Origin of the sequence: Mesorhizobium sp. M7A.F.Ce.TU.012.03.2.1 (genome assembly GCF_004006095.1) — a bacterium.
Taxonomy (GTDB): Bacteria; Pseudomonadota; Alphaproteobacteria; order Rhizobiales; family Rhizobiaceae; genus Mesorhizobium.
On the sequence record NZ_CP034779.1, the window covers coordinates 1,837,055 to 1,861,234 of the forward strand.

A 24,180-nucleotide genomic window follows, 5' to 3' on the forward strand; every position below is an offset into this window, starting at 1 on the left:
CATCCACGGGCGGAGCAAGGAGCGCAGCGACGCAGCGCAGACCCGAGGATCCATGCCGCGACATCTGCCGAAGAATGCAGCGGAACAGAATTCTGCACCGCTGCATTTTCCTTGTCGTCACGGCATGGATCCTAGGGTCTGCGCTCCGCTTCGCGTCGCTCCGCCCTAGGATGACGAAGGTGTGGTGGCCTGCAGCCAATCGAATATGTTGGAATTTAGCGACTAGAGACCGGTCTGTGCATCGGAACTATCGGCTGCCGAAGATCGCCGAACCGACGCGGACGCTGGTGGCGCCGAAGGCGATCGCGGTCTCATAATCGCCGGACATGCCCATCGACAGTCTGGCGACGCCGACCTCTTGCCCAAGCTTTTCCAGCAGGGCGAAGTGGGGGCCGGGGTTCTCGTCGGCCGGCGGGATGCACATCAGGCCCTCGATGGCGAGGCCATGCACCTCGCGGCAGCGGGTGACGAACGCCACTGCCTCGCGTGGCTCGATGCCTGCCTTCTGCGGCTCGGAGCCGGTGTTGACCTGGACATAGAGCTTTGGCGCACGGCCCTGTTTGGCGATCTCCTTGGCGAGTTCGACGGCGATCTTCTCGCGATCGACCGTCTCGATGACGTCGAACAGCGCTACCGCTTCCCTAGCCTTGTTGGATTGCAGCGGGCCGATCAGATGCAGTTCGATGTCGGGAAATGCGTCCTTCAGGTCAGGCCATTTGGCTTGCGCCTCCTGCACCCGGTTTTCGCCGAAGACGCGCTGGCCGGCCTCGATGACCGGGCCGATGTCGGCAGCGTCAAAGGTCTTTGAGACTGCGACCAGCGTCACGGCGCCGGTTTCGCGGCCGGCCTCGCGCTCGGCGGCGTCGATCTTCGCCTTGACCGCGAAAAACTGCTGAACGGCATCGCCCATATACAAATCCTGCTGTTTTGACCGGCGTTTTTGTCAGACGCGATACCCATATGGTTGACGGGTTTGCCAAACCATGGTGAACACCCGGACCACATTCCCTGAACTGCCGAGCCGTCGCCCGCAGTTCGCGCATGCTTTTAAGTGAAAAACGCCCCATGGCAACCGAACGATACAATCCGCGCGCGTCAGAGCCCAAATGGCAGAAGGCCTGGGACGCCAAGAAGCTGTTCGAAGCGCACAATGACGATCCGCGCCCGAAATACTACGTGCTGGAGATGTTCCCCTATCCGTCGGGGCGCATCCATATCGGTCATACCCGCAATTACACGATGGGCGACGTGGTGGCGCGCTACAAGCGGGCCAAGGGTTTCAACGTGCTGCACCCGATGGGCTGGGACGCCTTCGGCATGCCGGCCGAAAACGCGGCGATGCAGAACAAGGTCCATCCCAAGGAATGGACCTACCAGAACATCGCCACCATGCGCGAGCAGCTCAAGGTTATGGGGCTGTCGCTGGACTGGGCGCGCGAATTCGCCACCTGTGACGTCGACTATTACCACCGCCAGCAGATGCTGTTCCTCGATTTTGTCGAGAAGGGGCTGGTGACGCGCAAATCCTCCAAGGTCAACTGGGATCCGGAGGACATGACGGTGCTCGCCAACGAGCAGGTCATCGACGGGCGCGGCTGGCGCTCGGGCGCGCTGGTCGAACAGCGCGAACTGACGCAGTGGTTCTTCAAGATCACCGATTTCGCGCAGGATCTGCTGGATTCGCTCGACGGCCTCGACGAATGGCCGGAAAAAGTGAAGCTGATGCAGCAGAACTGGATCGGCCGCTCGGAAGGCCTGCTGATCCGTTGGCCTCTGGCCGACGCCTCTGATGGCGAGCATGAGCTGGAAGTCTATACGACAAGGCCCGACACCATCTTCGGCGCTTCCTTCATGGCTGTCGCCGCCGATCATCCGTTGGCCAAGAAGGCCGCTGCGCACAATCCGGCGCTGGCGAAGTTCATCGACGATATAGGCCATATGGGCACCTCGGTGGCGGCGCTGGAGACAGCTGAGAAGAAGGGTTTCGACACCGGCCTCCGCGTCGTCCATCCGTTTGACGACAACTGGACGCTGCCGGTCTATGTCGCCAATTTCGTGCTGATGGAATACGGCACCGGCGCCATTTTCGGCTGTCCGTCCGGCGACCAGCGCGACCTCGACTTCGCCAACAAATACGGCCTGCCGGTGATTCCGGTGGTGATGCCGGAAGGCGAGAATCCGGCGACGTTCCAGATCATCGACGAAGCCTATGTCGATAACGGCGTGATGATCAATTCGCGCTTTCTCGACGGCATGAAGCCGGATCAGGCTTTCGACGAAGTCGCCAAACTGCTGGAGCAGAAGACCATCGGCAACCGGCCGATGGCCGAGCGCAAGGTGAATTTCCGCCTGCGCGACTGGGGCATTTCGCGCCAGCGCTACTGGGGCTGCCCGATCCCGATGATCCATTGCGAGGCTTGCGGCGTGGTGCCGGTGCCGAAGGTGGACCTGCCGGTGAAGCTGCCCGACGATGTCGATTTCGATCGCCCGGGCAATCCGCTCGACCGGCATCCGACATGGCGCCATGTGAAATGTCCGCAATGCGGCAGGGATGCGCGGCGCGAAACCGACACGATGGACACGTTCGTCGATTCGTCGTGGTACTTTGCCCGCTTCACCGCGCCGTGGGCGCATGAACCGACCGATCCCAAGGCGGCCAACGAATGGCTGCCGGTCGACCAGTATATTGGCGGGATCGAGCACGCGATCCTGCATCTGCTCTATTCGCGCTTCTTCACCCGCGCCATGCGCGAGGCCGGCCATGTCGATCTGGCCGAGCCGTTCAAGGGCCTGTTCACGCAAGGCATGGTGGTGCACGAAACCTATCGCGTCGGCTCGGCATCGAATGGCCGCTGGCTGGCGCCCACCGAAGTTCGGCTGGAGGACGTCGACGGCAAGCGCAGCGCCATCGACATCGCCACCGGCGAGGCCGTCACCATCGGCCCGCTGGAAAAGATGTCGAAATCGAAAAAGAACACGGTTAGCCCGGAAGACATCACCGATGGCTACGGCGCCGATACGGCGCGCTGGTTCATGCTGTCCGATTCTCCTCCCGAGCGCGATGTCGAGTGGACCGACGATGGCGCCGCCGGTGCGCATCGTTTCATCCAGCGCATCTGGCGCCTGGTGTCGACGGCCGCCGAAACACTGGCCGGCATCAAGCCCGTGGCGGCCAGCAGCGGCGAGGCCGCATTGGTTTCCAAGGCCGCGCACAAGATCCTGAAGGCGGTCGGAGAGGATATCGAGAAGCTCGCTTTCAACCGCGCCATCGCCCGCATCTACGAACTGGCCAACGCGCTGACCACGCCGCTCAACGAGGTGGCCGAAGGCAAGGCCGATGCAGCGCTGAAAGGCGCCTGTCGGCAGGCGGTGGAGATTCTCGTGCATCTGATCGCGCCGATCATGCCGCATCTGGCCGAGGAGTGCTGGGCGACGCTTGGCGGCACCGATCTCGTTGCCGAACGGCCCTGGCCGGTCTTCGATCCGGCGCTGGTCGTCGACATCGAAGTCACCTATCCGGTACAGGTCAACGGCAAGAAGCGGGGGGATTTGACAATTGCCCGCGACGCGGACCAAGGTGCGGTCGAAAAAGCGGTATTGGCTCTCGACTTCGTGCAGAAAGCACTTGAAGGTAAGGCTCCGCGCAAGGTGATCATCGTGCCGCAGAGGATCGTCAATGTCGTTGCCTGATCGGGAAAAGACAGAGTTGAACCATTTGCTGCGCCGCATTGCGCTTGCCGGCCTGATAGGTTCGCTCGCGCTTGTCTCGGCCTGCACGGTGCGGCCGCTCTATTCGAGCGCGCCACTGTCGGGTTCGCAGGCCAGTGCCAGTGCGGAACTGGCGTTGATCGGCATCAAGCCGGTCAATACGCGTTACGGCCAACAGGTGCGCAACAATCTGATTTTCGGGTTTGGACGAGGCTCCGGCGAGCCGGCCTCGCCGGTCTATTCGCTCAATCTCGGCGTGACCGAAGCGGTCGAGTCCGCGGCACTCGTGCAGGTCGGAACGGATGAAGACGAACCGACCGCCGGTTCCGTGACGCTGACCGGCAGCTATACGCTGGCCGATGCGAAGACCGGCGTGGTGATCGCATCCGGCAAGCGTTCGATCACCTCGTCCTTCGACAGGCCGCGTCAGGAATTCGCCGCATACCGGGCGCAGATCGACGCCGAGAATCGCGCTGCGCGAGAGTTGGCGGAAGCGCTGCAGCTGTCCATTGCCCAGGACCTTGTCCGGCACGGCAAGACCGGCTAGCGCACCTCATCGCTTCACGGAAACGGTCCGGCGCCCCAGGCATGATGGGGTGATCGCGGGATCATGACCAGATTCTCGAACAGAGCCAGATTCCGAACAGGGATTGTCCGAAGATACCCATCGAGCTGCTGCGGCACGGCGAGTAGATCGCGCCACCGGCGTGGAAGCGGCGAGACGACGATCGTGCCGTGTCGCTCGCAGATTACCACGAAGATTTTGGTGCCCAGGATGGTCGGCGATCCATCCGGGAAGCAACTGTTAACCACTCGCTCCCTATTGCTCGGCAGACATTTCAGAGTGAGTCTTGAGAATGGAAGCCAAGCGTTTTTCCCGGGTCAATTTATCGACGGCCGCATCGCCTGATGATCCCGAGGGGAAGCGCTCCGAGAGCATCGGCGACAGGGGTGGTCAGCGAGGTTCTTCTGCGGCAGGCGACCTTGATCGTCCGGCTCGCAAGGAGCCGGGCGGCCGGCAGCCCGCCACACGCCAGGCCGGTTATTCAGTGCCGGTGGTCGATCTCGGTGGCAACAAGCGGCCCTATATGGAGCCGCGGGGTGGCTCGGACGACACGCTTTCGAAAATCGGCGATATCGAGAGCCCTGCCTGGCAGGAATATTTCTTCCTTGCACCCAACGTGCGTTTTACACGCACGCCGGACTATGAGGCCAGGAAGCATCGTCCGCAGCACGAGCGTGTTGTCGAACACGCCGCGACGCGCCCAGCAGAGCAAGCCGTTGCGCAATCCATGATCAAAGGGGCGTCCTCCGCGCCTTCGCTCCTGGCATTGCCGGCTTCGGTGAAAAGCCCTGCTTCCCAGCCGCTGGCCGGCCACGCCACGCAAGGGCCACTGCCGCCGGCTGCTGCTTTTGTTGCCGCGGGGCGCGCCAGGGAGAAGGTGCCAGCCGTTGCGCCGATGCCGCCGAGGACGGTCGCTATGGCACGGGCATCCGCGCGCGCGTCCGTTGCTCCGGGCGCCAAAACGACCACTTCCGAAAGGTTGCGCTGGCCATATCTTTCGGATCATGCCTTCTTCGAGGCCATGGCACCCTATCTGGTCGACGTTTCGTCGCCGGCCCGGCAGACCAGTCCAGCGTCGCCTGCGCCGCTCGCCGTGGCGCCAGTCACCACTACGCCGATCGATATTCGCCCAGGGACCGATGCCACCGCATTGTTTCGTGTCATCGACTGCCTTCCGGGCCAAGCCTTGAAGCCGTTGCCGGATGCTTGTCCGGCCAATTCGAACCAGGCCGTGGCCCAACCCGGCGTGCCGGCGAGCGATGCGCCGTCGCCGGTCCAGCCTGTCGCAATCCCAGCCGCCAAAAGCGACGCCGTTTCCGCGTCGGCCGCGCCAATTGTGAACGTCCCTGCCAGGGCCGTTGCCGCCCGCTCTGCGCGCTTGCCTGGGGCTGGAAAGGTCGTGCTGTCAACCGCGGGCGATCCCTATGAGCTTCCCTCGGAAGAGCTGTTGCAGCAGCCTCCGGAGGGACAAGGCTTCTACATGTCGCAGGAGCGGCTCGAGCAGAACGCCGATCTGCTGGAAAGCGTGCTCGAGGACTTCGGCGTGCGTGGCGAAATCATTCATGTTCGCCCAGGCCCGGTGGTCACGCTTTATGAGTTCGAGCCGGCGCCGGGCGTCAAATCCTCGCGTGTCATCGGGCTTGCCGATGACATCGCCCGCTCCATGTCTGCGATTTCGGCGCGCGTCGCCGTCGTGCCTGGCCGCAACGTCATCGGCATCGAGCTTCCCAACGAGACCCGCGAAACCGTCTATTTCCGCGAGCTGATCGAATCGGAAGGCTTCCGCAAGACCAGCTGTAAGCTGGCGCTTTGTCTCGGCAAGACGATCGGCGGTGAGCCTGTTATCGCCGAGCTGGCGAAAATGCCGCATCTGCTGGTGGCCGGAACCACCGGCTCCGGCAAGTCGGTTGCCATCAACACCATGATCCTGTCGCTGCTCTACCGGCTGAAGCCGGAAGAATGCCGGCTGATCATGGTCGATCCCAAGATGCTCGAACTCTCCGTCTATGACGGCATCCCGCATCTTCTGACGCCCGTCGTCACGGACCCCAAAAAAGCCGTCACGGCGTTAAAATGGGCCGTGCGCGAAATGGAGGACCGTTATCGCAAGATGGCGCGGCTCGGTGTGCGCAACATCGATGGCTACAATGAGCGCGCCGCCACTGCCCGCGACAAGGGCGAGACGGTTGTCATGACCGTGCAGACCGGCTTCGAAAAAGGCACCGGCGAGCCGCTTTTCGAACAGCAGGAAATCGACCTTGCGCCGATGCCCTACATCGTCGTCATCGTCGATGAGATGGCTGACCTGATGATGGTTGCCGGCAAGGAGATCGAAGGCGCCATCCAGCGTCTGGCGCAGATGGCGCGCGCGGCCGGCATTCATCTGATCATGGCGACGCAGCGCCCCTCGGTCGATGTCATCACCGGCACGATCAAGGCCAATTTTCCGACCCGGATTTCCTTCCAGGTGACATCCAAGATCGACAGCCGCACCATCCTGGGCGAACAGGGGGCCGAACAGCTGCTTGGCCAGGGCGACATGCTGCACATGATGGGTGGCGGGCGCATTTCGCGCGTGCACGGGCCCTTTGTTTCCGACGCGGAGGTCGAGCATGTCGTGGCGCATCTGAAGGCGCAGGGCCGCCCAGAATATCTGGAAACCGTGACAGCCGACGAGGATGAGGAAGAAATCGAAGACGACCAGGCGGTCTTCGACAAGGGATCCGTTGCAGCCGAAGACAGCGATGCCATCTACGACGAGGCGGTCAAGGTGGTGGTGCGCGACAAGAAGTGTTCGACGTCCTACATCCAGCGGCGCCTGGGCATCGGCTACAACCGCGCCGCATCCCTGGTCGAGCGCATGGAAAAGGAAGGATTGGTCGGCGCACCCAACCATGTCGGCAAACGCGAAATCATCATGGGACGGCGCCAGCAGGCGACCGCGCCTGACGATGACAGTGCGGACTGAGCGGCGGACCCTTGGCGCCTGAAGCACATTAAAAAAGGCCGGTCACCCGGCCTTTTTCAGTTGAAAGTGGTGCGGCTTCAGCCGATCTTCTGGCCGGTCTTTGCCCAGTCGGCGAGGAACTGTTCCAGGCCCTTGTCGGTCAGCGGGTGCTTGACCAGCGCCTTCAGGGTCGCCGGGGGGGCGGTCACGACATCGGCGCCGATGAGGGCCGCCTGCTTGACGTGGTTCACGGTGCGCACCGAAGCGACGAGGATCTCAGTCTGGAAATCGTAATTGTCGTAGATCTGCCTGATCTCCTGGATCAGCTCCATGCCGTCGATGCCGATGTCGTCGACGCGGCCGACGAAGGGCGAGATGAACGAGGCACCGGCCTTGGCCGCCAGCAGCGCCTGGTTGGCCGAAAAGCACAGCGTGACGTTGACCAGGCGGTTCATCTCGGTGCGGATCGTCTTGCAGGCCTTGAGACCGTCCAGCGTCAGCGGCACCTTGATGCAGACATTGTCGGCGATCTTGGCCAGAACCTTGGCCTGCTGCATCATCTCGGAATATTCAGTGGCGGTGACTTCAGCCGAGACCGGACCCTTGACGATGTCGCAAATCTCTTTGGTGACGTCGGCGATCTTGCCGCCGGATTTGAGGATCAGCGACGGATTGGTGGTGACGCCGTCGAGCAGCCCCAGATCGTTCAGCTCACGGATATCCTTGACGTCGGCTGTGTCGACAAAAAATTTCATGGCGGGTCTCCTGAAGATTTTCATGTGCATGTCATGCACATTCGGGGTCGGCCTTTGATCTAGACCAAAGTCAGGGCAAGGTCACGCCTCATGATCGAAGATTCGCCCTTTGTCGCAGCCGCACCGGTGCTGGTGCCGATGCCCGCCGAACGCCCCTACACCTATGCCGTGCCGGCCGGCATGCGCGTGGTGCCGGGCTCGATCGTGCGCGTGCCGCTCGGGCCGCGGCAGGTCGCCGGCATCGTCTGGGACGGCGCGGTCGAGAAGGTCGACGCGAAAAAGCTGCGCCCCATCGAACAGGTCTTCGACTGCCCGCCGATCGACCGAGCGATGCGCCGTTTCGTCGACTGGGTGGCGCAGTACACGCTGTCGCCTCCGGGCATGGTGGCGCGCATGCTGCTCAGGGCGCCGGAGGCTTTCGACCCCGAACCGTGGATCGAAGGGCTGCAGCGCACGCTTCTCGCACCCGACCGGATGACGGGGGCCAGGCAGCGTGTGCTGGAGACGGCCGAAGGCGGCCTTGCCTGGACGCGCTCCGGCCTCGCTCACGCCGCCGGCGTGTCGTCGACAGTGATTGACGGCCTGAGGGCGCAAGGCGTGTTCGAGACCGTGATGATCCCGCCGCGCCCGGTGGTGGCCGCGCCCGATCCCGGCTACGCCATTCCGGAACTGATGCCGGACCAGAGCGCCGCGGCGCAGATGCTGCGCGCCAATGTCGCAGCCGGCGTGTTCAACGTCGCGCTGCTCGACGGCGTCACCGGATCGGGTAAGACCGAGGTCTATTTCGAGGCGGTGGCGGCTGCGCTCGACCAGGGCAGGCAGGTGCTGATCCTGCTGCCGGAAATCGCGCTGACGCATGCCTTTCTCGAGCGCTTCCAGCAGCGCTTCGGCGCCAAGCCGGGCGAATGGCATTCCGACCTGCCGCCGCGGATGCGCGAGCGGGTTTGGCGGCAAGTGGCGGAGGGCGGTGTGCGGGTCGTCGCCGGCGCGCGCTCGGCGCTGTTCCTGCCGTTCAAGGAGCTCGGCCTGATCGTCGTCGACGAGGAGCACGACCCTGCCTACAAGCAGGAGGACCGCGTCTTCTACAATGCGCGTGATATGGCCGTGGTGCGCGGCCATATCGGCAGCTTTCCGGTGGTGCTGGCGTCGGCGACGCCGTCGGTCGAAAGCCGGGTCAATGCCAGCCAAGGTAAATATAACAGAGCGGTGCTTTCCGCTCGCTTCGCCGAGGCGGCGCTTCCGCACCTGAAGGCGGTCGACATGCGGCGCGCGCCGCCGGCGCGTGGCGGTTTCCTGTCGCCGGTGCTGCTCGACCAGATGCGCCAGACGCTGGAGAGGCAGGAGCAGTCGCTGCTGTTCCTCAATCGGCGCGGCTATGCGCCGCTGACGCTGTGCCGGGTTTGTGGCCACCGCTTCGGCTGCCCGGTCTGCTCGGCCTGGCTGGTCGAGCACCGGTTTCGCGGCCAACTGGTCTGCCATCATTGCGGGCACAATGAGCGCCGCCCCGAGGCCTGCCCGGAATGCGGCACGCTGGATCATCTGGTCGCCTGCGGACCGGGCGTCGAGCGGATCGCCGAAGAGGTCGTTACGCATTTTCCCGACGCGCGCACCATCGTTTTGTCGTCGGACCTGATGGGCGGCGTGCGGCGGCTGCGGCTGGAGCTGGAGGCGATCGCCGATGGCCAGGCCGACATCGTCATCGGCACGCAGCTCGTCGCCAAGGGCCACAATTTTCCCAACATGACTTTGGTCGGCGTCGTCGATGCCGATCTCGGACTTGCCAATGGCGATCCGCGCGCCGCAGAGCGCACGTTCCAGCTGCTCAGCCAGGTCACCGGGCGAGCCGGCCGCACCGGCAAGAAGAGCCTTGGCCTGCTGCAGACTTTTCAGCCCGAGCATCCGGTGATGCGGGCAATCGTCTCCGGCGACGCCGAGGCTTTTTACGAGCGCGAGATTGCCGAGCGCGAACGGGCTGCCCTGCCGCCTTTCGGCCGGCTCGCCGGCGTCATCGTCAGCGCGGTGACACGGGCAGAAGCCGAGGGCCATGCACGCGGCCTGCGCCGCGCCGCGCCCGAGGCGACCGATCTGTTCGTGCTGGGGCCGGCGGAGGCGCCGCTGTCCCTGCTCGGCGGCCGCCACCGCTTCCGCCTGCTGATCCAGGGCGAACGGCGCGCCGACATGCAAGGTTTTATTCGCGCGATGCTTGCCGACGGGCCGAAGCAGCGCGGCTCGGTCAGGGTGCAGGTCGACATCGACCCGCAGAGCTTTTTGTAAGGTCGCGCTTTCAGCGATAGGTTGCCCGCAAGCCAGCGAGATGTGGAAACTCATATGAAAACCCTCGGCCTTCTCGGCGGCATGAGCTGGGAATCGACCGCCATCTACTATCGCCTGCTCAACGAGATCGTGCGCGAGCGGCTGGGCGGCTTGCATTCGGCGAAACTGCTTCTGTGGTCGTTCGACTTTGCCGAAATCGCCGAGCGGCAGCATCATGGCGACTGGGACGGCGCCGGTGTGCTCCTCGTAGAAGCGGCGCGCAAGCTCGAGGCCGGAGGCGCGGAAGGTCTGCTTTTGTGCACCAACACCATGCACAAACTGGCCGACCAAGTGCAGGCGTCGGTGTCGATCCCGCTGATCCACATCGCCGACGCCACCGCGGTGGCGGTCAAGCGCGCCGGCATGCAACGCCCGGCGCTGCTAGCGACGCGCTTTACGATGGAACAGGATTTCTACAAGGGCCGGCTCACCGAGATATATGGCTTGAGCCCCGTCGTACCCGATGCCGCCGGCCGCGACATGGTTCATCGCGTCATCTACGAGGAACTGTGCCAGGGCATCGTCACGGAGGTCTCGAAGGCGGCCTATATCGCCGAGACCGAACGCCTGCGCCGCGAAGAGGCGGCCGACAGCGTCATCATGGGCTGCACCGAGATCACCATGCTCATCGGCCAGCAGGATTTCGACATCCCGGTCTTCGACACGACGCGCATTCATGCCGAGGCGGCTGTGGAATTCGCGCTGATGCGCCTATCCTAAAGTGCCTGAAGCCATCTGGCGCGGCGGTTTTCCTCCGTTAGAATGCCTGGAATTTCAAAACAGGCATTTCGAGGGGACAAAATGGATTTTGCGCTTCCGTGGCCGACGAGCCAGGGCGAATGGCTGGCCTGGTCGAGCGCCGTCTTCACCGTGCTGCTCGGTCTTTTGTTTTTTCTGGCACCTGGTATCGCCTTCCGTGCCCTGCGCCTGCAGGTCAAGCCAGAGAAGGTTGCTGCGATCGCCGAGGGGCGCGGCAGGATGTCGGGCTTTTATCTGGGTGTCGGCTTGTGCTGTATCCTGCTGGCGCAGCCGCTGATCTACATGGCGCTTGGCTTCTCCTGGCTGTTCACAGCCTTCGGTCGGCTGCTGTCGATGATGTCTGATGGCGCCAACACGCCTTTCAATTGGGTTTCCATTGTGCTGGAATTGGTGCTGGCGGCGTTGCCGCTCGCCTTTGCCTTCGGCTTTCTGCCTTGAATCGTTGGGTATTCCGCGATGGAAGACGGGCGACTTTCGCCGGATGCGACAATAGTGCCTGAAAACCATGCGGAACGACGCATTGCGGTCTTAAAATGCCTGTGCTAGACGGCAATCGACTTTCGGCCGGGGATAGCGGAAGCCGCGCCTCCGTGCTCGAAAAAATGCAGTAAGGTCAAAGATTTAGCCAGAGTTTTTGCTCGCGCCAACAATCTACGGCCTGTCAGACAAGAGAAAAGACGGTCCGTGGCTCAATCGTCATCGCCAATCTCAGGTGTCGCAGAACGCTATGCGGGTTCGCTGTTCGAACTCGCCCTGCAGGCAAATTCCGTGGCCAAGGTCGAAGCCGACCTCAACAGCTTCGAAGCCATGCTCGCGGGCAGCGCTGATCTCACCCGGCTGATCAACAGCCCGGTGTTCTCCAGCGAGGACCAGGCGAAGGCCATCGCGGCGATCGCCGACAAGGCCGGGATCGCCGGCCTCACCGGAAATTTCCTGCGCGTCGTCGCCCGCAACCGCCGGCTGTTCGCCATTCCCGGCATGATCAGGGCGTTCCGCCAGATATCAGCCGAACATCGTGGCGAGACCGCTGCTGAAGTGACGTCGGCGCACGAGCTGACGGCTGCCCAGCAGACCGAACTCAAGGCGGCGCTGAAGAGCGTTGCCGGCAAGGACGTGGCTATCTCCGTCACCGTCGATCCGTCGCTGCTCGGCGGGCTGGTGGTCAAGATGGGCTCGCGCCAGATCGATACGTCGCTCAAAACCAAACTCAATTCGCTCAAGCTTGCACTGAAAGAGGTCGGCTGATGGACATCCGCGCCGCGGAAATTTCCGCAATTCTGAAAGACCAGATCAAGAATTTCGGCAAGGAGGCCGAGGTCTCCGAAGTCGGACAGGTGCTGTCCGTCGGTGACGGTATCGCCCGTGTCTACGGCCTCGACAATGTCCAGGCCGGCGAGATGGTCGAGTTCCCCGGCGGCATCCGCGGCATGGCGCTCAACCTCGAAGCCGACAATGTCGGCGTCGTCATCTTCGGCGCCGACCGCGACATCAAGGAAGGCGACATCGTCAAGCGCACCGGCGCCATCGTCGACGTCCCCGTCGGCCCCGGCCTGCTCGGCCGCGTCGTCGATGCGCTCGGCAATCCGATCGACGGCAAGGGTCCGATCAAGGCAGTCGAGCGCAAGCGCGTCGACGTCAAGGCGCCCGGCATCATTCCGCGCAAGTCGGTGAACGAGCCGATGTCGACCGGCCTCAAGGCCATCGATGCGCTGATCCCGGTCGGCCGCGGCCAGCGCGAGCTGGTCATCGGCGATCGCCAGACCGGCAAGACCGCCATTATCCTCGACACGATGCTCAACCAGAAATCGGTGCACGACAACGGCCCCGAGAAGGAAAAGCTCTACTGCGTCTACGTCGCCGTCGGCCAGAAGCGCTCGACCGTCGCGCAGTTCGTCAAGGTGCTGGAAGAGCGCGGCGCGCTCGAATATTCGATCATCGTCGCCGCCACCGCTTCCGATCCAGCACCGATGCAGTTCCTGGCGCCGTTCGCCGGCGCCACCATGGGCGAATATTTCCGCGACAATGGCATGCACGCGCTGATCAGCTATGACGATCTGTCGAAGCAGGCCGTCGCCTACCGCCAGATGTCGCTGCTGCTGCGTCGCCCGCCGGGCCGCGAAGCCTATCCGGGCGACGTCTTCTACCTGCACTCGCGCCTGCTCGAGCGCGCTGCCAAGCTCAACGACGATCTGGGCGGTGGGTCGCTGACCGCCCTGCCGATCATCGAGACGCAGGCCAACGACGTGTCGGCCTATATCCCGACCAACGTGATCTCGATCACCGACGGCCAGATCTTCCTCGAGACCAACCTGTTCTTCCAGGGTATTCGTCCTGCGGTGAACGTCGGTCTGTCGGTCAGCCGCGTCGGTTCGGCCGCGCAGATCAAGGCGATGAAGCAGGTTGCCGGCTCGATCAAGGGCGAGCTCGCGCAGTACCGCGAAATGGCGGCCTTCGCGCAGTTCGGCTCGGATCTCGACGCCGCCACGCAGCGCCTGCTCAACCGCGGATCGCGCCTCACCGAACTCCTGAAGCAGCCGCAGTTCTCGCCGCTGAAGACGGAAGAGCAGGTCGCGGTGATCTTCGCCGGCGTCAACGGCTATCTCGACAAGCTGCCGGTCAACCAGGTCGGCAAGTTCGAGCATGGCCTGCTCAGCCACATGCGTTCGGCCGGCAAGGACGTCCTCGATGCCATCCGCAAGGAAAAGGCGCTGTCGGACGATCTGCGCGCCAAGCTGAAGGCCGAGATCGACGCTTTCGCCAAGACCTTCGCCTGAGCGAATTGCCAGTCGGGATGAGACAAGACGGGATCAGGTTTGAAGCATGCCTTCATTAAAAGACCTTCGTAACCGTATCGCCTCGGTCAAGGCGACGCAGAAGATCACCAAGGCGATGCAGATGGTCGCCGCGGCGAAGCTGCGCCGTGCGCAAGAGGCCGCGGAAGCGGCGCGCCCCTATTCGGAGCGCATGGGTTCCGTGCTGGCCAACATCACCCAGGCAATCGGCGGCGGCGGCGATGCCCCGGCGCTGATGACCGGCACCGGCAAGGACGACGTGCACCTGCTCGTCGTCTGCACCGCCGAGCGCGGCCTGTGCGGCGGCTTCAATTCACAGATCGCCCGCCTTGCCCGCGACCATATTCGCAAGCTTTTGGCGGACGGCAAGCAGGTCAAGATCATCTGCGTCGGCAAGAAGGGTTTCGACATCCTGCGCCGCGACTATGCATCGATGATCATCGACCGCGTCGATCTGCGCGAGGTCAAGACACTCGGCTTCGTCAATGCCGATGCGATCGCCAAGAAGGTCATCCACCTCTTCAACGAAGGTGGCTTCGACATCTGCACGCTGTTCTATTCGCAGTTCAAGTCGGTGATCAGCCAGATCCCGACCGCGCAGCAGATCATTCCGGCCGGCGTTGCTTCGGCTCCGGCCGAGGCGATCGATGGCGGCAACGCTGTCTACGAATATGAGCCGGAGCCGGGCGAAATCCTCTCCGACCTCATTCCGCGCAACATCTCCGTGCAGGTTTTCCGGGCGCTGCTCGAAAATGTGGCCGGCGAAATGGGCGCCAAGATGAGCGCCATGGACAATGCGACGCGCAACGCCGGCGACATGATCAACAAGCTGTCGATCACCTACAACCGCCAGCGGCAGGCGCAGATCACCAAGGAACTGATCGAAATCATTTCGGGCGCCGAGGCGCTCTAGGCGTGGTTCGCGGGTCATCGACCCGCGACTGGACCGCGTGAGAAACAAAGGACGAAAAAGGGTAAAGACGATGGCGAAAGCAGCGACCCCCAAGACGGCAGCCCCCAAGGCCGCTGCCGCGAAGACCGCAGCCCCCGCGAAGGCGGCAAAGGCTCCAGCAGCAGCCGCGAAGGCGGCCCCGGCCAAGGCGGCAGCACCGGTGAAGGCCGCTGCTGCCAAGACATCGGCAGTGGCCAGCAAGGCAACCGGCGTTGCCGGCAAGGTTCGCCAGGTCATCGGCGCCGTTGTCGACGTGCAGTTCGGCGATCACCTGCCGGCGATCCTGAACGCGCTCGAGACGACCAATGTCGGCAACCGCCTGGTGCTCGAAGTTGCCCAGCATCTGGGTGAAAACACCGTGCGCTGCATCGCCATGGACTCGACCGAAGGTCTGGTTCGCGGCCAGGAAGTGCGTGACACCGGCGCGCCGATCACCGTGCCGGTCGGCCCGGGCATGCTCGGCCGCATCATCAACGTCATCGGCGAGCCGGTCGACGAAGAAGGCCCGGTCGACGCGACCGAAATGCGCTCCATCCACCAGCCGGCTCCGACCTATGTCGAGCAGTCGACGGAAGCGCAGATCCTGATCACCGGCATCAAGGTGCTCGACCTCTTGGCTCCCTACGCCAAGGGCGGCAAGATCGGCCTGTTCGGCGGCGCCGGCGTCGGCAAGACCGTGCTGATCCAGGAACTGATCAACAACATCGCCAAGGCGCATGGCGGCTATTCGGTGTTCGCCGGCGTCGGCGAGCGCACCCGAGAAGGCAACGATCTGTATCACGAGTTCATCGAATCCGGCGTCAACAAGAAGGGCGGCGGCGAAGGCTCCAAGGCCGCACTCGTCTATGGCCAGATGAACGAACCGCCGGGCGCGCGCGCCCGCGTCGGCCTGACCGGCCTGACGGTTGCGGAATATTTCCGCGACCAGGGCCAGGACGTGCTGTTCTTCGTCGACAACATCTTCCGCTTCACGCAGGCTGGCTCGGAAGTGTCGGCTCTGCTCGGCCGCATCCCGTCGGCCGTCGGCTATCAGCCGACGCTCGCCACCGACATGGGCGCGCTGCAGGAACGCATCACCACCACCACCAAGGGCTCGATCACGTCCGTGCAGGCCATCTACGTGCCCGCCGACGACTTGACCGATCCGGCGCCGGCGACCTCGTTCGCCCACCTTGACGCGACGACGACGCTCAACCGCGCCATCGCCGAAAAGGGCATCTATCCGGCCGTCGATCCGCTGGATTCGACCTCGCGCATGCTCGACCCGCTGGTCGTCGGCGACGAGCACTATGGCGTCGCGCGCCAGGTGCAGTCGATCCTCCAGCGCTACAAGTCGCTGCAGGACATCATCGCCATCCTGGGCATGGACGAGCTCTCGGAAGAGGACAAGCAGACCGTGGCCCGCGCCCGCAAGATCGAGCGCTTCCTGTCGCAGCCATTCTTCGTCGCCGAAGTGTTCACCGGCGCGCCGGGCAAGCTGGTCGATCTCGCCGACACCATCAAGGGCTTCAAGGGCCTTTGCAACGGCGACTACGATCACCTGCCGGAAGCCGCCTTCTACATGGTCGGCGGCATCGAGGAAGCAGTCGAGAAGGCACAGCGCCTCGCGGCTGAAGCGGCGTAATATATGCAAAGGAAGTTCTGTTGCTCGACCTTGCAAGAGGTGATGACAGAGCTTCCCTCGCCGTCGTTCTTCGAGACCGACGATGGGGTGCTGATGGTGACGGTCGGGACTGTCGAAACAGAGGACGGTCCTGGGTATTTTGATCAAGCGGTCATGTTCTGTCCATTCTGCGGGACCGAGTTGCAGACTGACGAAATTATCGCCGGCAAGGTGAAGCAAAATGGCTGAAGCTTTCAAGTTCGAACTGGTCTCGCCGGAACGCCTGCTGGTTTCTGAGCAGGTCGAATCCGTCGTCATTCCAGGCGCCGAAGGCGAGATGACCGTCATGGCGCATCACGCCCCGGTCATGACCACGATCAAGCCGGGTGTCGTCACGGTGAAGACCCCGGCGGGCGGTGAAGAACGCTATGTGGTGTTCGGCGGCTTCGCCGACATCGTTCCGGCCGGCTGCACGCTGCTGGCGGAATCGGCGGTCGCGGTGAAGGATGTCGACCGCGCCGATCTCGCGCGCCGCATCCAGGAAGCCAAAGAAGACGCCACTGATGCCAAGGACGACGAGGCTCGCAGCAAGGCGGAGCAGTTCCTTAGCCAACTCACCACGCTGGAAGGCGCCATCCTGCCGGCTTGAAATTCGGTTTCGATGAAAGAGTAAAAAGCGGGGCCTTGCCTCGCTTTTTTGTTTGTTGGACAGTCGCGCTGCCTTGGGATGGGGGTGGGCCGGTGACGGAAGAAACAGCGCAACGAGAAACAGCCTCACGCTCCTGGTGGTCGACGGCCCTGGTGTCGGCCTTCGGCGGTCCATTCGGCGGATTTCTGTGGATCGGCAGCGGCAAGCCGGCGGTTGCCAGCCTGGTGGTGATCAGCGCCATCGTTTTCGCACTCGCCTACAGCGGATTTCCGGTGCTGCCGGGAACCGATCTTGCCTGGCTGGCCAATTTTTCAGGTATCGGTTCGATGATCCTGGGGGCAGCGCTCGTTGTGCCCTTCGCCCATCGGTTCAAGCCGGTGAGATGGTATGCGCACGGGTTTTGGGTGCTGGTGCTTGTCTTTCTGACTACCTATCCGGCTGCATTTGCGATCCGTTCGTTCCTGTTCCAGCCGTTTTCGATACCATCCAGCAGTATGGTGCCGACATTGCAAGGCGGCGACTATCTCTTCGTCTCCAAATTCGCATATGGCTACAGCCGCTACAGCGTGCCGTTCAATCTGTTGCCGATAGAAGGCCGCATGTTCGGCGCGGAGCCCAAGCGAGGGGATGTGGTGGTGTTCAAATTCCCGCCCGACCCCAGCGTGGATTACATCCAGCGGATCGTCGGTCTTCCCGGGGACAAAATCCAGATGGTCAATGGCGTGCTGCACATCAACGATGTGGCCGTCGGCCTCAAGGATGCAGGCACTTTCTCCTACGAGGAACGCGAGCAACCTGCCAGGCTTGAACGGGAGACCCTGCCGGGTGGTGTCACCCATTTCGTTCTCGACCTGACGGACAGTTCCATCGGCGACAACACGCGGGAATTTGAGGTGCCCGAAGGCCACTATTTCATGCTGGGCGACAATCGCGACAATGCCTCCGACAGCCGATTCATGGTCGGCTTCGTTCCCTACGAAAACCTCGTCGGCAAGGCCGTGCGATTGTTCTGGAATTCAAAAGGCACGGAGTATTCTTCCCGGCAAACGCTGGACGGTTCGGTCGGCAAATAAGCCTGAATCGAGTTGGTTCGGACCCGCACCAAGTCTGGTTGATGACTACTTCATATCTATGCCGAGCGCGGCGAAGGCCAAGGTCGGACCGTCGCGTCGCAGGTGGACGAGATGCACAGCCACAAGTTCGATCAACGTCTGGCGTTCGGTGTGATCCCCAGCGAAGCCGGCCAGGTCGAACACCGCGGTCACGGTTTCGTTGGCCGGCAGTTGCTCACTCAAAAGTTCCGTCAACGCCGCGTCGAGCGGATCGGTGAAATGGCCCTCCGGCAAGGTTTTCCCTCGCGCGGCGCAGGCGGCGATCCAGGCAGCCACCACCAGGGTCAGATGGACCAGTTCGGTACCGGCTTCCAGGCATTCGATGGCGGAAGCGATGATGCGCTGCGGCAGTTTCTGGCTGCCGTCATTGGCGATCTGCGCCGTGCGATGGGCAAGTGCAGTGTTGGAAAAACGCTCCGCGAGCTCCGCAATATAGGCGCTCGTGTCCAATCCGGCATCCTCGGGCAGGGTCGGGATGGCTTCGGCCCACAAGGCATCGACGAATTGGCGGATCGCCGGGTCGGCGAAGGCGCGGTCGACGGTGGCATGACCGCTGAGCAGGCCAAGATAGGCGATGGCCGAATGCGAGCCGTTGAGCAGCCTGAGCTTCATGTCCTCGAACGGGCCGACGTCGCGAACCATGGTGACGCCGAATTGTTCCCACGCGGGCCGGCCAGTCGGGAACTTATCTTCGACCACCCACTGACAAAACGGCTCGGTCATCACGGGCCAGGCATCCTCGACGCCGAGTTCTTCAGCGATCCGCGCCCGATCGGCGTCGGTGGTTGCAGGCACGATGCGATCGACCATGCTGGAGGGAAACGCGACCTGGTGTGCGATGTGGTCGGCAATTCCGACATCACTCGATTGGGCGAGCCCGGCATCTCGCAACTGGGCGAATTCGACCAACAGCCGGTGCAGCGTGGCGCCGTTGGCCGGCAAATTGTCGCAACACAGGACAGTGAAGGGCGGCGTGCCGGCGGCGCGTCGCAGGGCAAGCGCCTCGGTCAGGAAACCATGCGCTGTCTTCGGCATCCGGGGATTGGCCAGATCATGGACGATATCGGGATGGGCGGCGTCCAATCCGCCGCCTGCCGCCCTCAGATAGGCTTTTTCGGTGATCGTCAGCGTGACGATGCGGGTGCGCGGATCGGTCAGCGTGGCCAGCACAGCGCTGGGGTCTTCGGGCGCCACCAGCATCGCGCCGATCGAGCCGATGACCTGAAGCTTTTCGGTTCCACTGCTTCTGATCGCCAGCGTGTAGAGCCCGTCCTGCGGCGTGAGAGCGTCGCGCGTGTCGGTGCTGCGCAGCGAAACGCCTGTTATGCCCCAATCCGCCTCGCCTGCCGCCAGGCAATCGTCGACATAGGCTGCCTGATGGGCGCGGTGGAAGGCGCCGACACCAAGGTGCACAATGCCCGGGACGACGCGGCTGCGATCATACGCAGGTGTCGCGATCGAGGCAGGCAGTGCGCGCACGGTCTTCGTGGAAAGGCGTTCGGTCGTCGTGGTGCGACTGGTCTGGTCGGATGACATGAGTGGCCTCGGCAGGGATCGGCAAAGCGGCGTAACATTCGATTTCCTGCCACACAATGGGTCGAAAAGTCATCATACAACAATCGCATTTTTGTATGTTGACATTATTTCTTGCCGCCCCTACCGATAGTGGCCTTGGGAGGATGACCGTGGCACTGACCCATGCGGATTTGCTGTTTCCCGCCGAGGCGCATTCGCGCTCGGTTGCCCGTGATCTCTATGCCGGGATCAAGGACCTGCCCCTTGTCAGCCCGCATGGCCACACCGATCCGCGCTGGTATGCGCTGAACGAGCCGTTCCCGGACCCGGCGCAACTGCTCATCGTCCCCGATCACTACATCTTCCGCATGATGTTCAGCCAAGGCGTCCGCCTTGAGGATCTCGGCGTGGCGACGCTCGACGGCGCGCCGGTCGAGACCGACGGCAGGGCGATCTGGCGGCTTTTTGCCGAGCACTATCATCTGTTTCGCGGCACGCCGACCCGGCTATGGTTCGATCATGTGCTCGCCGATCTGTTCGGCATCGACGAACCGCTGACCGCGGCGACTGCCGACCGCCACTACGACACCATCGCGACGCTGCTGCAGTGGGAGAATTTTCGCCCGCGCGCGCTGTTCGAGCGTTTCAACATCGAGGTCATCGCGACCACGGAAGGCGCGCTCGACGATCTCAAATGGCACCAGATGATCCGCGACAGCGGCTGGCAGGGCCGTGTGGTCACCGCTTATCGGCCGGATGCTGTCGTCGATCCCGATTTCGAAGGGTTTTCAACCAATCTCGACCGGCTCGGTGAGATCACCGGCTGCGACACCGGCAATTGGGCCGGCTATCTCGATGCGCATCGCCAGCGGCGTGCCTTCTTCAAAGGCTTCGGCGCGACTTCGTCGGATCATGGCCATCCGACGGCCGAGACCGCCAATCTTTCGGTTGCGGCGGCGCAAGAGCTGTTCAATCGAATCCGCCGTGGTTCCGACGACGAGCGCGAGCGAAAACTGTTCCGCGCCCAGATGCTGACCGAGATGGCCAAGATGAGCCTCGACGATGGACTGGTCCTGCAGATCCATCCCGGCTCCTGGCGCAATCATTCGCCCGCGATCTTCCAGAAATTCGGCCGCGACAAGGGTTTCGATATCCCGACCAGGACCGACTATGTGACGGCGCTGAAGCCGCTGCTCGACTGCGTCGGGCTGGAGCGCGACCTCACCGTCATCCTGTTCACGCTCGACGAGACCAGTTATGCGCGCGAGCTGGCGCCGCTGGCCGGTGTCTACCCGGCGCTGAAGCTCGGGCCGGCATGGTGGTTCCACGACAGCTCGGAAGGCATGCGGCGCTTCCGCGAGATGACCACCGAGACGGCCGGCTTCTACAACACCGTCGGTTTCAACGACGACACCCGTGCCTTTCCGTCGATCCCGGCGCGTCACGATGTGGCGCGGCGAGTCGACTGCGCGTTCCTGGCGCGTCTCGTCGCCGAGCATCGGCTGCGCGAGGACGAGGCGTATGAGCTGGCGCGGGAACTGACCTATACGCTGGCGAAAAAGGCGTATCGGCTCTGAAGGGGCAACTCGCCCGCAATGCAAAGGGAGGAAACCATGTTGCATTTTTCAAGACTGACGGGAGCTGCGCTACTCGCCGCCGCACTGATGGCCGGAACGGCAAGCGCCCAGACGGTTCTGCGCTCGTCCGACACCCACCCGGACGGCTATCCGACGGTCGAGGCAGTCAAATATTTCGGCGAGCTTGTAAAGGAGCGTACGGCCGGCCGCTATGCGGTCGAGCTCTATCATTCCGCGCAGCTCGGCGAAGAAAAGGACACGATCGAGCAGGTTCGCACCGGCGTGATCGACCTCAACCGCATCTCGATGGCGCCGTTCAACGGGCTCATTCCCGAAACCACGGTGCCCTCGCTGCCCTACATCTTCCGCTCGGAAGACCATATGCACAAGGTCATGGACGGGGCGGTCGGCGACCAGATCGCGGCGGCGTTCGAACAGGTCGGGCTGGTGCTGCTCGCCTTTTATGACAGTGGCGCGCGCTCCTTCTACAATTCGAAGAAGCCGATCAACTCATTAGCCGATCTGTCCGGCATGAAGTTCCGCGTCATCCAGTCCGACATCTTCGTCGACATGGTGGCGGCACTCGGCGCCAACGCGACGCCGATGCCGTATGGCGAGGTGTATTCGGCGATCGAGACCGGGGTCATCGACGGCGCGGAAAACAATTTTCCGAGCTACGACACCGCCAAGCATGCGGAAGTCGCCAAGTTCTATTCGCTCGACGAGCACACTATGGTGCCGGAAGCCTTCGTCATGGCGAAGTTGAGCTGGGACAAGCTGACGCCGGAGGATCAGGCGATCTTCAAGGCGGCCGCCAAGGAGAGCGTCGCCAGGCAGCGCGAGCTGTGGACCGCCAAGGTCAAGGAATCGCGCGCCAAGGTCGAGGCGGCCGGTTCGCAGATCACGACGCCGGACAAGCAGCCCTTCATCGACGCCATGGGTCCGGTCTACGAGAAGCACGTCAAGGACGACAAGCTGAAGGCCATGGTCGAAGCCATCAAGGCCGTGCAGTGATCAAGCGGCGGCGCGGGCATTCCACGCCGCCATCCTCTTGCGGAGAGAACCGGTGACCTCCAGCCCAGAACACAGACCGCCCCTGTCCGGCGTCGCGCGCATGATGTCGCGCGTCAGCACAGCGGCGCTATGGGTCGCAGGCATCGGGCTGGTGCTGATGACCGCCTTCGTCGCCTGGCAGGTGTTCGGTCGTTATGTCCTGAACCGCTCGCCAAGCTGGACCGAGCAGGGCTCGGTGATGCTGATGAGCTGGTTCATTTTCCTCGGCGCTGCCGTCGGGGTGCGCGAGAACTATCACCTCGGCTTCGACGTCCTGCTCTACGTGCTGCCCAAAGGCGGCAAGCGTTGGCTGCGGATGATCTCGGACCTCGTCGCGCTCGCCTTCGGCATCGGTATGATCTGGTATGGCAGCCAACTGGTTGCATTGACCTGGGGCGCTACCTTGCCGTCGCTCGGCATATCCGGGGGCTGGGACTACGTCCCGCTGGTCGCGGGAGGCGTGCTCGTCGTGCTCTTCACGCTGGAGCGCATCGTGCTTCGTCTCTCCGGTGCGCCGATCGACGATGTGCTCGATGAACTGCCGCCGGCGGAAGTTGCAACCGAACTCGACACGGCGAACGTGAAGGTCTGACGGCATGGAACTCTGGATCCTCTTCGGCGTCTTCACCCTTCTGATGCTTATCGGCACGCCGATCGCTTTCTGCCTCGGCGTCGCAAGCTTTGCCACCGTCCTTTACATGGGCCTGCCGCCGCTCATCGTGTTCCAGCGCCTGAATTCCGGCATGAGCGTCTTTTCGCTGCTGGCCATTCCGTTCTTCATCTATGCCGGCGACTTGATGGTGCGCGGCGGCATCGCCAGCAAGATCGTTGCCTTCGCCGGCTCGCTCGTTGGCCATTTGCGCGGCGGCCTCGGGCAGGTCAACATTGCGACCGCTACACTGTTCGGCGGCATTTCCGGCTCCGCGGTGGCCGAGGCAGCGGCGGTCGGCGGCTTGATGATCCCGCAGATGAAAGCGCGTGGATATGGAGCGGATTACGCCGTCAACGTCACGTCGATGGCGGCGCTGATCGCGCTGCTCCTGCCGCCGTCGCACAACATGATCATCTACTCGATCTCGGCAGGTGGAAAGATCTCCATCGCCGACCTGTTCACGGCCGGCATCATTCCGGGCCTGCTGTTGGCCCTGTCGCTGATGATCACCGCCTATTTCGTGGCGCGCTCCCGCGGCTATCCGACCGAGCCGTTTCCGGGCTTCACCGCCGTCGCGCATCTCTTCGCTGTCGCGGTGCCCGGCCTGCTGCTGATCGCGATCATCTTCGGTGGCGTACGATCGGGCGTTTTCACGGCAACCGAGAGTTCCTGTGTCGCGGTCATCTATGCGTTGCTCGTCACTGTCTTCGTTTACCGGCAGATGACTTGGGAAGGTTTCGTTCATGCCACCCATGGTGCCGTGCGCACCACGGCCATGGTGCTGCTCATCATCGGCATGGCGGCGGCGTTCTCGTGGTTGATGGCCTTCCTGAAAGTGCCGGCAGCGCTCATAGCCTCCATGAACGCGATCTCGGACGATCCGCTGGTCGTGCTTCTCCTGCTCAACGTCTTGATGCTGTTCCTCGGCACCTTCATGGACATGGGGCCGACGATCATCATCTGTACGCCGATCTTCCTGCCCGTGGCGCAAGCCTACGGCGTCGACCCGGTGCATTTTGGCGTTATCATGATCCTCAACTTCGGCATCGGGCTGAACACGCCGCCGGTGGGCGCTGTGCAGTTCGTGGCGTGCGCAGTGGGCAAGATATCCGTCTGGGAAGCGATGCGCTCGATCTGGCCGTTCTATGGGGCCGGGCTCGTGGTACTGGGGCTCGTCACTTACATTCCGGCCATTTCGCTCTGGCTACCGAGCGTCTTCAAATAGGGG

General features: G+C 63.1%; 20 protein-coding genes. 17 read left to right on the plus strand and 3 right to left on the minus strand.

From position 1 onward, the window contains the following. Positions 1–247: 247 nt before the first annotated feature. Entirely contained in the window at positions 248–910 is a 663-nt protein-coding gene (locus EJ079_RS08935) for a YggS family pyridoxal phosphate-dependent enzyme (RefSeq protein WP_127808801.1), read from the minus strand. 155 nt (positions 911–1,065) lie between these two features. Here EJ079_RS08935 and leuS point away from each other — a divergent pair, with 155 nt between their 5' ends. From leuS to EJ079_RS08950, 3 genes are all read left to right on the plus strand, one after another. Further along, complete coding sequence (gene leuS / locus EJ079_RS08940; RefSeq protein ID WP_127808802.1) at positions 1,066–3,690, plus strand: leucine--tRNA ligase; 2,625 nt, start codon at positions 1,066–1,068, stop codon at positions 3,688–3,690. Further along, positions 3,677–4,255: an LPS assembly lipoprotein LptE gene (gene lptE, locus EJ079_RS08945; protein WP_127808803.1), complete on the plus strand. Its 579-nt coding sequence runs from the start codon at positions 3,677–3,679 to the stop codon at positions 4,253–4,255. Before leuS ends, lptE begins: the two co-directional genes overlap by 14 nt. A 310-nt stretch (positions 4,256–4,565) precedes the next feature. Next, positions 4,566–7,241, plus strand: a complete 2,676-nt coding sequence (locus tag EJ079_RS08950) for a DNA translocase FtsK (RefSeq protein WP_127808804.1) — start codon at positions 4,566–4,568, stop codon at positions 7,239–7,241. 77 nt (positions 7,242–7,318) lie between these two features. Here EJ079_RS08950 and fsa read toward each other — a convergent pair whose 3' ends face one another. After that, positions 7,319–7,975 carry a fructose-6-phosphate aldolase gene (gene fsa / locus EJ079_RS08955; protein WP_127270489.1) on the minus strand — a complete coding sequence of 219 codons (657 nt, stop codon included), beginning with the start codon at positions 7,973–7,975 and terminating at the stop codon, positions 7,319–7,321. A 90-nt stretch (positions 7,976–8,065) separates the two neighbouring features. Between fsa and EJ079_RS08960 the strand changes: the two genes are divergently transcribed. The 10 genes from EJ079_RS08960 (at position 8,066) to lepB (ending at position 18,116) form a co-directional block, all read left to right on the plus strand. Next, positions 8,066–10,249, plus strand: a complete 2,184-nt coding sequence (locus tag EJ079_RS08960) for a primosomal protein N' (RefSeq protein ID WP_127808805.1) — start codon at positions 8,066–8,068, stop codon at positions 10,247–10,249. A 54-nt stretch (positions 10,250–10,303) separates the two neighbouring features. After that, the gene (locus tag EJ079_RS08965; RefSeq protein WP_127808806.1) at positions 10,304–11,008 is read left to right on the plus strand and encodes an aspartate/glutamate racemase family protein; all 705 of its coding nucleotides are present in this window, start codon (positions 10,304–10,306) and stop codon (positions 11,006–11,008) included. Between the two features lie 81 nt (positions 11,009–11,089). After that, positions 11,090–11,485 carry a DUF4345 family protein gene (locus EJ079_RS08970; protein WP_127808807.1) on the plus strand — a complete coding sequence of 132 codons (396 nt, stop codon included), beginning with the start codon at positions 11,090–11,092 and terminating at the stop codon, positions 11,483–11,485. 246 nt (positions 11,486–11,731) lie between these two features. After that, complete coding sequence (locus EJ079_RS08975; protein WP_023762496.1) at positions 11,732–12,292, plus strand: F0F1 ATP synthase subunit delta; 561 nt, start codon at positions 11,732–11,734, stop codon at positions 12,290–12,292. After that, positions 12,292–13,821, plus strand: a complete 1,530-nt coding sequence (gene atpA / locus EJ079_RS08980) for a F0F1 ATP synthase subunit alpha (protein ID WP_023811756.1) — start codon at positions 12,292–12,294, stop codon at positions 13,819–13,821. The genes EJ079_RS08975 and atpA overlap by 1 nt, the downstream gene beginning before the upstream one ends. A gap of 46 nt (positions 13,822–13,867) precedes the next feature. Beyond that, entirely contained in the window at positions 13,868–14,752 is an 885-nt protein-coding gene (locus EJ079_RS08985; protein ID WP_127261419.1) for a F0F1 ATP synthase subunit gamma, read from the plus strand. A gap of 70 nt (positions 14,753–14,822) precedes the next feature. Then, the gene (gene atpD, locus EJ079_RS08990; protein WP_164873751.1) at positions 14,823–16,415 is read left to right on the plus strand and encodes a F0F1 ATP synthase subunit beta; all 1,593 of its coding nucleotides are present in this window, start codon (positions 14,823–14,825) and stop codon (positions 16,413–16,415) included. A 3-nt stretch (positions 16,416–16,418) separates the two neighbouring features. Beyond that, complete coding sequence (locus EJ079_RS08995) at positions 16,419–16,643, plus strand: hypothetical protein (RefSeq protein ID WP_127808808.1); 225 nt, start codon at positions 16,419–16,421, stop codon at positions 16,641–16,643. Further along, positions 16,636–17,043, plus strand: a complete 408-nt coding sequence (locus EJ079_RS09000; protein WP_127808809.1) for a F0F1 ATP synthase subunit epsilon — start codon at positions 16,636–16,638, stop codon at positions 17,041–17,043. The genes EJ079_RS08995 and EJ079_RS09000 overlap by 8 nt, the downstream gene beginning before the upstream one ends. 326 nt (positions 17,044–17,369) lie before the next feature. Beyond that, positions 17,370–18,116 carry a signal peptidase I gene (gene lepB / locus EJ079_RS09005; RefSeq protein WP_127397902.1) on the plus strand — a complete coding sequence of 249 codons (747 nt, stop codon included), beginning with the start codon at positions 17,370–17,372 and terminating at the stop codon, positions 18,114–18,116. A gap of 45 nt (positions 18,117–18,161) precedes the next feature. Here lepB and EJ079_RS09010 read toward each other — a convergent pair whose 3' ends face one another. Continuing rightward, positions 18,162–19,691 (minus strand): mannitol dehydrogenase family protein, encoded by a 1,530-nt coding sequence (locus tag EJ079_RS09010; RefSeq protein ID WP_127808810.1) that lies wholly within the window; start codon positions 19,689–19,691, stop codon positions 18,162–18,164. A gap of 143 nt (positions 19,692–19,834) precedes the next feature. On the opposite strand from EJ079_RS09010, the gene uxaC reads away from it, so the two are divergent. The 4 genes from uxaC to EJ079_RS09030 all read left to right on the plus strand — a co-directional run bounded on the left by uxaC (position 19,835) and on the right by EJ079_RS09030 (position 24,177). Further along, positions 19,835–21,247: a glucuronate isomerase gene (gene uxaC / locus EJ079_RS09015; protein WP_164873752.1), complete on the plus strand. Its 1,413-nt coding sequence runs from the start codon at positions 19,835–19,837 to the stop codon at positions 21,245–21,247. Between the two features lie 36 nt (positions 21,248–21,283). After that, positions 21,284–22,261, plus strand: coding sequence for a TRAP transporter substrate-binding protein (locus EJ079_RS09020; protein WP_127808812.1), 978 nt, complete (start codon positions 21,284–21,286; stop codon positions 22,259–22,261). A gap of 100 nt (positions 22,262–22,361) precedes the next feature. Beyond that, entirely contained in the window at positions 22,362–22,892 is a 531-nt protein-coding gene (locus EJ079_RS09025; protein WP_127269376.1) for a TRAP transporter small permease, read from the plus strand. A gap of 4 nt (positions 22,893–22,896) precedes the next feature. Beyond that, positions 22,897–24,177: a TRAP transporter large permease gene (locus EJ079_RS09030; RefSeq protein ID WP_127269374.1), complete on the plus strand. Its 1,281-nt coding sequence runs from the start codon at positions 22,897–22,899 to the stop codon at positions 24,175–24,177. Positions 24,178–24,180 lie beyond the last annotated feature (3 nt).

Bases quoted from the DNA above. Each gene is read 5' to 3' on its own strand.
- EJ079_RS08935 (WP_127808801.1), bottom strand. From the start codon at position 910: ATGGGCGATGCCGTTCAGCAGTTTTTCGCGGTCAAGGCGAAGATCGAC.
- leuS (WP_127808802.1), top strand. From the start codon at position 1,066: ATGGCAACCGAACGATACAATCCGCGCGCGTCAGAGCCCAAATGGCAG.
- lptE (WP_127808803.1), top strand. From the start codon at position 3,677: ATGTCGTTGCCTGATCGGGAAAAGACAGAGTTGAACCATTTGCTGCGC.
- EJ079_RS08950 (WP_127808804.1), top strand. From the start codon at position 4,566: ATGGAAGCCAAGCGTTTTTCCCGGGTCAATTTATCGACGGCCGCATCG.
- fsa (WP_127270489.1), bottom strand. From the start codon at position 7,975: ATGAAATTTTTTGTCGACACAGCCGACGTCAAGGATATCCGTGAGCTG.
- EJ079_RS08960 (WP_127808805.1), top strand. From the start codon at position 8,066: ATGATCGAAGATTCGCCCTTTGTCGCAGCCGCACCGGTGCTGGTGCCG.
- EJ079_RS08965 (WP_127808806.1), top strand. From the start codon at position 10,304: ATGAAAACCCTCGGCCTTCTCGGCGGCATGAGCTGGGAATCGACCGCC.
- EJ079_RS08970 (WP_127808807.1), top strand. From the start codon at position 11,090: ATGGATTTTGCGCTTCCGTGGCCGACGAGCCAGGGCGAATGGCTGGCC.
- atpA (WP_023811756.1), top strand. From the start codon at position 12,292: ATGGACATCCGCGCCGCGGAAATTTCCGCAATTCTGAAAGACCAGATC.
- EJ079_RS08985 (WP_127261419.1), top strand. From the start codon at position 13,868: ATGCCTTCATTAAAAGACCTTCGTAACCGTATCGCCTCGGTCAAGGCG.
- atpD (WP_164873751.1), top strand. From the start codon at position 14,823: ATGGCGAAAGCAGCGACCCCCAAGACGGCAGCCCCCAAGGCCGCTGCC.
- EJ079_RS08995 (WP_127808808.1), top strand. From the start codon at position 16,419: ATGCAAAGGAAGTTCTGTTGCTCGACCTTGCAAGAGGTGATGACAGAG.
- EJ079_RS09000 (WP_127808809.1), top strand. From the start codon at position 16,636: ATGGCTGAAGCTTTCAAGTTCGAACTGGTCTCGCCGGAACGCCTGCTG.
- lepB (WP_127397902.1), top strand. From the start codon at position 17,370: ATGATCCTGGGGGCAGCGCTCGTTGTGCCCTTCGCCCATCGGTTCAAG.
- EJ079_RS09010 (WP_127808810.1), bottom strand. From the start codon at position 19,691: ATGTCATCCGACCAGACCAGTCGCACCACGACGACCGAACGCCTTTCC.
- uxaC (WP_164873752.1), top strand. From the start codon at position 19,835: ATGACCGTGGCACTGACCCATGCGGATTTGCTGTTTCCCGCCGAGGCG.
- EJ079_RS09020 (WP_127808812.1), top strand. From the start codon at position 21,284: ATGTTGCATTTTTCAAGACTGACGGGAGCTGCGCTACTCGCCGCCGCA.
- EJ079_RS09025 (WP_127269376.1), top strand. From the start codon at position 22,362: ATGATGTCGCGCGTCAGCACAGCGGCGCTATGGGTCGCAGGCATCGGG.
- EJ079_RS09030 (WP_127269374.1), top strand. From the start codon at position 22,897: ATGGAACTCTGGATCCTCTTCGGCGTCTTCACCCTTCTGATGCTTATC.